The following is a 6,743-nucleotide window of genomic DNA, read 5'->3' as shown; positions in this document are numbered from 1 at the left end:
GACGAATGAAGCGTGAATGCGGGCAGAACGGGTGATGAAACAGCGTGAACATGAAGTCCCGGGAATGAAGTCCTGATGAGTTGCGTCGCCAAACTACCCAAGGTTTCGACCGTGGCAACCCTTTGCGCGCGTGTTTTTGCCGTTGCGGCGTCGAACCGAATAAGCGAGAAGATTTGGGCCATTTTCGGCCGCAATGTTCATTGCGGTCTCAACCGTATGCTGTGACGTCGATCACCAACCTTGAAAAGGGGCGCTTAGGTCATGCTGTCTGATTCGCTACGGGCGGTAATTCTCGGCATCGTCGAAGGCATCACGGAATTCCTGCCGGTCTCCTCGACCGGACACATGCTGCTCGTGAACCGTTTCTTCGGATTGGGCGAGGGGGCGTTCTGGGACAGCTTCGTCGTGCTGATCCAACTCGGCGCGATCCTTGCGATCGTCGGGCTCTATTTCACCAAACTGTGGAAGGTCGCGCTTGGCATGTTCTCCAATGCCGATGACCGCCGCTTCGTCATCGGCGTCCTGATCGCGTTTCTGCCCGCCGTGATCGTCGGTTTGATCGCCGGCAAATACATCAAGGCAGTTCTGTTCAATCCCTGGGTCGTCTGCTTCTCGCTGATCGTGGGCGGCGCGATCCTGCTCTGGGTCGATCAGATCGATCATGATCCGCACGAACACGACGCCACGAAATTTCCGCTGCTTACCTATTTGTGGATCGGTGTTGCGCAGTGCCTGGCGATGATTCCCGGCGTTTCGCGTTCTGGCGCCAGCATCGTCGCGGCGATGCTGCTGGGCGCCGACAAGCGCGCGGCGGCGGAATTCTCGTTCTTTTTGGCCATACCGACCATGATCGGCGCGTTCGCCTACGACTTCTACAAGAACCGCGCCGAGATGACATCCGATCACTTGAGCACCGTCGCGATCGGTTTCGTGGTTTCGTTCGTCGTCGCGATCGTGGTGGTGAAGGCGTTTCTCGGCTACGTCTCGCGCCGCGGCTTCGTGCTGTTTGCGTGGTGGCGCGTCGTGGTCGGCACGCTCGGCCTGATTGCGCTGGCGATGGGAAGGTGACGGCCTCGTAGCGACGAAGCATTTCCCGTTCGCCGTGATGCCCGGCCTTGTGTCGGGCATCCACGTCTGGTGTTTTCTCCACGCGCAAAGACGTGGATGGGTGGGACGAGCCCGGCCATGACGACGTCCAAGAGTTCGATGTGGTCGTTGAGAAAGGCCCTACGCACTCTTGTGCGTGAACTGCCCGGCCTTGCGGAAACGCCAGAGATATTGCGGCGCGACGCCTTCCAGCGAATCCGGCGCGATGCCGAGCCCTTCCAGCGTCAGGCCTGCCGACTTCGCGGCTTCGGACACGACATTGTCGCTGCGCAGAAGCTCGACCTGATCGGGCGTCAGCTTGAACGCGCCGGGCGCGAATTGCAGGAATAGCGCCTGCAATTTCGCCAGCCCAAACGGCAGCGACACCAGCATGCGATTGCGGCCGGTGATCTCCAGGATCGTCTCGATGATCTCGCGCATGGAAAGCACTTCCGGGCCGCCGAGCTCGTAGGTCGCACCCGCCTTGGTCTGGCCGTCGACGGCGTCCGCAACGGCGGTGGCGACGTCGCCGACATAGACCGGCTGCAATTTGGTGGTGCCGCCGCCGATCAACGGCAAAGCCGGCGATATCCGCGCCAGCGCTGCAAACCGGTTGGTGAACTCGTCCTCGGGGCCGAACACGACCGATGGGCGGAAGATGGTGGCGGAGGGAATGGTCGACAGCACGGCCTGCTCGCCAGCGGCTTTGGTGCGGGCATAGTGTGACGTGGAATTGGCGTCGGCGCCGATCGCCGAAACGTGCACCATCCGTGCGCCTGCGGCGGCCGCCGCCTTGGCTACCGTGCCGGCGCCCTCGGCCTGCACGGCCTCAAAGGTCTGCGCGCCGGATTGGGCGAGGATACCGACGAGGTTGACGGCGACCTCGGCGCCGCGCATCGCGGCCTCGACCGAGGCCGGATAGCGCAGGTTGGCCTGGACGGCATGGATTTGGCCGACCCTGCCGAGCGGCTGCAGGTGACCGGCGAGCTCTGGCCGGCGCACCGCCACGCGGATGCGATAATCGCGTTTGCACAGCGTCCGCACCACGGCGCGGCCGAGAAAGCCGGACCCGCCAAAAACCGTGACCAGGGTTTCCAGGTTTGATGCCATGTTTTCGGGTGCCTTTGGGTCTGAAGGAGCTGAGATTCGGCGCTTTTGCGGATACGCCATCACCGAATTTCTGTACAGCCTATTTCAATGAGCCAAACTGCAATTTGACAAGCGCGCGGCCGAACCTTAACTAGCCGCCCCATGCCCAGGTGGCGGAATTGGTAGACGCGCTGGCTTCAGGTGCCAGTGACCTAACAGTCGTGAAGGTTCGAGTCCTTTCCTGGGCACCATCCCTCTCTCGCGAAATCGATGAGGAATAGGCCGAGCGTCCCCCACGGCCGGCGGTGCCGTTCGGCCTAGGCGGCCAGCGCCACCAGCGGCTGGAGCCGGTCGCAAATCTTGTTCAGCGTTTTCGGGCTTTCGCTCATCAGCGAGAGATAGCTGAGCGAGTGCTCGTAGTAGATGCCGATCGACTCATTGCCGAACCGAAGCACGCCCCGGACATCGTCCTCCATCGCTTCATAGCCCGGCAATTCGACCGACGTCGGCGCATCCCGGTTCAGCACCGCCGCAATGTCGGTCAGTATGTCGCGGAACGGGGTCGAATAATCGAAAGCGTCGCCTGTCCAGAGAACAAGTTCCCATCCGCTCTTGCGGTGAGGTTCAATCGAAGGCTTGGAATGGACCGTGATCATGGGCTGCCGTTGACGCGTGAGTGAGGGTGACACCATATCATCGGCATCGCCCAGCGCTCCTTGTGCCTGCAAAACCGGTACACAACCGGTCAGCGGAATGGCTCAAAAGCCCGGTAAAAGCTGCCAGTTTGCAAGGATTCGGTAACCACGCCGCGCGACCCGGGACGTCACGAAGCGCCGTCCGGCTCGATTTCGCCTTGCCGGTGGCCCTCGGGACCCCGGTTGAACACGCCGTAACTGCTGGATTTCATGCCGGCCCCGCCGTCGGTACCCAGCACCGTCAAACCGAGCTTCAAGAGCTCGCGCACCGCCGCCGCCCGGGTCGGCATCCGGTGCTTGAAACGGAAATCGTCGATCGCTTCCAGCTCTTCCGGCGCGAGCATGACCTGCAATCGTTCGCCACGTAGATCAGTCATGTCTTTGCCCACAATTAGATCAATGAGTAACTTACTCAATGCATCAAGATGCAGGCGGTTCCCCAAATTCCGTTAATTTAGCAAAAAATATAATAGAAACAATAAGTTAGTACTTGATTTCAGGTGTGGTGAGGGCCATGCTTCCGGTCAGGGAGAGAGCCGTCATGACGGACCAAATCAAGCTGCCACGTGCGCTGTCCGAGGAGCCCAACGCGCCAAAGCCGCGACGTCCGAGCCACCAGAAAATCATCGAGAACCTGGATCGCTGGGCCAATAGCAGCGAACTGCAGCCGCCGAAGCGGCCGGATAGCGAGATCGCCTGATCCGCCTCGCCAGGCACTTCGACCACCACGTTCCGGCGTAATTCGCGCGAAGGGCGCTTCCGCCCGCTCGCCTCTGAGGAGGTTGAGCGTTAGGTTGGGGCTAACCGTCCGATTCTAAATATCCGCTATCCGCATCCCGAGGCCCCTGCCTATGACCGTACGCCAGCATCGCGGCGACCTGCCCGACCTAACCCGCTATACCGACGCAGTGGCCATCGACACCGAGACCATGGGGCTCAATCCGCACCGCGACCGGCTTTGCGTTGTGCAATTGTCGAATGGCGACGGCAGCGCTGACGTCGTGCAGATTCCGCGCGATCACGGCCGAGGCGCGGCGGATGCGCCGAACTTGAAAGCGCTGCTCGCCAATCCGAAAATCACGAAAATCTTTCATTTCGCGCGCTTCGATCTCGCCGCGCTCTATCACTCTTTCGGCGTGATGCCGGCGCCGGTTTATTGCACCAAGATCGCTTCAAGGCTTTCGCGCACCTACACCGATCGACATGGCCTGAAGGACCTGGTCCGCGAGGTGCTCAACATCGAACTCTCGAAGCAGCAGCAATCGAGCGATTGGGGCGCGGCGACCTTGACGGAAGCGCAACTTGCCTATGCTGCCTCCGACGTTCTGCACCTGCATGCCTTGCGCGAGCGGCTCGATGTGATGCTGGCCCGCGAAGGGCGCACGGAGCTGGCGCAGGCCTGCTTCACCTTCCTGCCGACGCGCGCCAGGCTCGACCTGCAGGGCTGGGAAGCCGAGGACATTTTCGCGCACTCCTGACGCGTGGCGGGCGTGATCAAGGCGCCGCGCCGTCAGAAAGCCCGATAACATTCGTATGTGAATGGCCGAGCCTTGTTGCAGTATCGCTCAGGCACGGTGAAGCGATTGCCGGGTCGACGGGTGGTCGCCCCTTTTCGAACACAGTCCTGAAAGTACTGGGCCGCAGGCGGGCTGGGCCATCCCGTGTTATCCGGGTAAAATAGTCGGAAATGTTCGGCTGCTGACGAACGTCGGAATCGGAGCCCCTTTGAATTCGGTCCAGAATCCCGCCTACGACGCCGGCATGGAGGCGCGCTTTAAAGTCGCGGCGCGCCACAGCCGAATCGTCCGCATTTTGCGGATCGCGGTACCCGGCGCGGTCATCCTTTCCCTCGCCGCCATCATTCTGGTCTCGGTGTTCAATCCGTTCCGCATGCTGCTGCCCAAGTTGCCCGTTGACATGAGCAACCTTGTTATCTCCGGCACCAAGATCACGATGGAATCACCGCATTTGTCGGGCTATTCGCAGGACCGGCGGCCCTACGAGGTGTGGGCCAAGACCGCGACCCAGGACGTGACCGATCCGGATCACGTCGAACTGAAGACGTTACGGGGAAAGGTGTTGATGGAGGACCAATCGACCGTCACGCTCGAGGCGGTCAACGGGATGATGGACAACAAGCAGCAAACGCTCGACCTGCACAAGGACATCTACGTGCAAACCACCGCCGGGTATGAGGCCTGGCTCAGCCAGGCCTTCGTCGATATGGGCAAGGGAACGGTGACGTCCGACGAACATGTCGATGTCAAATGGGCCGACGGAAAAATTTCCGCCGACACGATGAAAGTCCTGGGTGGCGGCGAAGTCGTTCGCTTCGATGGTCATGTCGTGATGAACATTGACAAGATGCCGCCGGCGGCCGATGCCGCGCCTGAGCCCGCTCCGCCGCCCAAGCCCGCGAAAGCGCGGCCGAGCGTCAAATCCTCCAGCGCGAAGTGACCCGATGACGCCGTTGCTCAAGGAGATCAGCAGACCCCGCACCCTGGTTCGCGCCGCCTGCGTGGCGTTCGCCGTCGCGGTGTTGCCCGCGAGCCAGGCCTCGGCGCAAAGCACCATGACCGGCGTGCCCAACGCGATGCAGGGTTTCTCGCAAAATCGCGATCAGCCGATTCAGATCGAGGCCGCCTCGCTCGAAATGCGCGACAAGAAAAAGGAAGCGACGTTTTCAGGCAATGTGAAGGTGGTGCAAGGCGACACCACCATGACCTCGAAGACGCTGGTCGTGTTCTACGAATCGAAAGATGCAAACGCGGCGCCGGCAAGTAACAGCAAGACGTCGGCGAAGTCCGCGCCGATGCAGTCGGCGACACCCGGTCCCGGCGGCGCCTCCTCAATCAAGCGGCTCGAAGCCAAGGGCAATGTGGTCGTGACGCAGAAGGATCAGGTGGTGACCGGCGAGACCGCGGTGTTCGACACCAAGACCAACCTCATCACCATGCTGGGTGGCGGTGGCCCCGTGGTGCTGACCCAGGGCAAGAACGTGCTGCGTGGCGACAAGCTGCTGGTCGATATGACGACGGGTGTCAGCCGCGTCGAATCGGAATCCGGCCGGGTCCAGGGCCTGTTCCTGCCGTCCAATCAGAACAGTCCCGGGCCGACATCCCCGGGAACGCCGCCGCCGGGGCCTCCGCCTACGCATTCCAGATAAATCAGAGCGATGCCAGCGCTTTAGTGAAAATGCGGCCGGGGCGAGGTTGAAGCCGGCGGTGGCAGACTGTATTTACCTCCCGGGGTCGCACGCGCTTTACGAAACTCAAGATTGGTCCGGCTGGACCAGTGCCGCCTATTTGAAGGTTCCTGCACTGCAAGCGGCAAATTCGATCCAGGAACTTCAAATGGAAAGCGGCACTGGAATCGTGATTTGCTAGTGCCCAAGACTTTCCGAAGTTCGTGGTAGGTGGGTGTTGAGGGTTTGATACGGACTTCGGAAAGTGGGCGCTAGGGAACACCCGTTCATTCATGCCGAACAAGGCGAATCGGTCGCCTTGGCCGGCAAGGACGGAATCCTTCGAGAGCGCGGACAAAAGCGGGGATGATGGATCTACTCGGAATGTTCCGGCGGCGCCCCGCAAACCGCGGCAAGGGCTTTGCGCGCTCGCGCGAAGACATCACGGCTCTTGGTGACAGCATGGGCCAGATGCTGACAAGCGCGGTGCGCGATGCGCCGCCGCTCGCCCGCGCTGCGCCATCGCCCACGCTCGAATTGCCGCGGGCTGAAAAGCCGCCGGCACAGCGTCCCTCGCCCGCGAAAGCCGCACCCAGACCGGGCGGCGCGGCGCCGCCCCGATCGGCGCCGAGGGCCGGATACCTGGCTGTGCATAGCGTGGAAAAGAGCTTTGGCACCCGCAAGGTGGT

Annotated in this window: 9 protein-coding genes, 1 tRNA gene and 1 pseudogene; 7 read left to right on the top strand and 4 right to left on the bottom strand. The window is 61.7% G+C overall.

Translation table 11 applies throughout. The features are described 5' to 3' along the window. On the bottom strand, positions 1–182 hold a 182-nt coding region (locus VFL62_RS03720), incomplete at its 3' end, for a hypothetical protein (RefSeq protein ID WP_325171029.1). 79 nt (positions 183–261) lie between these two features. On the opposite strand from VFL62_RS03720, the gene VFL62_RS03715 reads away from it, so the two are divergent. Beyond that, positions 262–1,068 (top strand): undecaprenyl-diphosphate phosphatase, encoded by an 807-nt coding sequence (locus VFL62_RS03715; RefSeq protein ID WP_325171028.1) that lies wholly within the window; start codon positions 262–264, stop codon positions 1,066–1,068. 159 nt (positions 1,069–1,227) lie between these two features. Here VFL62_RS03715 and VFL62_RS03710 read toward each other — a convergent pair whose 3' ends face one another. Further along, positions 1,228–2,196 (bottom strand): complex I NDUFA9 subunit family protein, encoded by a 969-nt coding sequence (locus VFL62_RS03710; protein ID WP_325171027.1) that lies wholly within the window; start codon positions 2,194–2,196, stop codon positions 1,228–1,230. A gap of 143 nt (positions 2,197–2,339) precedes the next feature. Between VFL62_RS03710 and VFL62_RS03705 the strand changes: the two genes are divergently transcribed. Next, positions 2,340–2,426 (top strand) — tRNA-Leu (locus VFL62_RS03705). Positions 2,427–2,492: 66 nt separating this feature from the next. Here VFL62_RS03705 and VFL62_RS03700 read toward each other — a convergent pair. Further along, complete coding sequence (locus VFL62_RS03700) at positions 2,493–2,831, bottom strand: hypothetical protein (RefSeq protein ID WP_325171026.1); 339 nt, start codon at positions 2,829–2,831, stop codon at positions 2,493–2,495. Between the two features lie 167 nt (positions 2,832–2,998). Continuing rightward, on the bottom strand, positions 2,999–3,247 hold the full coding sequence (locus tag VFL62_RS03695; protein WP_325171025.1) for a hypothetical protein: 249 nt from the start codon (positions 3,245–3,247) through the stop codon (positions 2,999–3,001). Between the two features lie 164 nt (positions 3,248–3,411). On the opposite strand from VFL62_RS03695, the gene VFL62_RS03690 reads away from it, so the two are divergent. The 5 genes and pseudogenes from VFL62_RS03690 to VFL62_RS03670 form a co-directional block, all read left to right on the top strand. Continuing rightward, the gene (locus VFL62_RS03690; protein ID WP_325171024.1) at positions 3,412–3,570 is read left to right on the top strand and encodes a hypothetical protein; all 159 of its coding nucleotides are present in this window, start codon (positions 3,412–3,414) and stop codon (positions 3,568–3,570) included. A 151-nt stretch (positions 3,571–3,721) separates the two neighbouring features. After that, entirely contained in the window at positions 3,722–4,348 is a 627-nt protein-coding gene (locus tag VFL62_RS03685; protein WP_325171023.1) for a ribonuclease D, read from the top strand. Between the two features lie 247 nt (positions 4,349–4,595). Beyond that, positions 4,596–5,327 (top strand): LPS export ABC transporter periplasmic protein LptC, encoded by a 732-nt coding sequence (lptC, locus tag VFL62_RS03680; RefSeq protein WP_325171022.1) that lies wholly within the window; start codon positions 4,596–4,598, stop codon positions 5,325–5,327. Positions 5,328–5,331: 4 nt separating this feature from the next. Next, positions 5,332–6,036: an LptA/OstA family protein gene (locus VFL62_RS03675; RefSeq protein WP_325171021.1), complete on the top strand. Its 705-nt coding sequence runs from the start codon at positions 5,332–5,334 to the stop codon at positions 6,034–6,036. Between the two features lie 387 nt (positions 6,037–6,423). Further along, positions 6,424–6,743 (top strand): annotated as a pseudogene (locus VFL62_RS03670) (LPS export ABC transporter ATP-binding protein); the annotation flags it as partial.

This window comes from Bradyrhizobium sp. (assembly GCF_035701725.1).
Lineage (GTDB): Bacteria > Pseudomonadota > Alphaproteobacteria > Rhizobiales > Xanthobacteraceae > Bradyrhizobium.
This window is presented reverse-complemented; position numbering and strand designations above follow the sequence as displayed.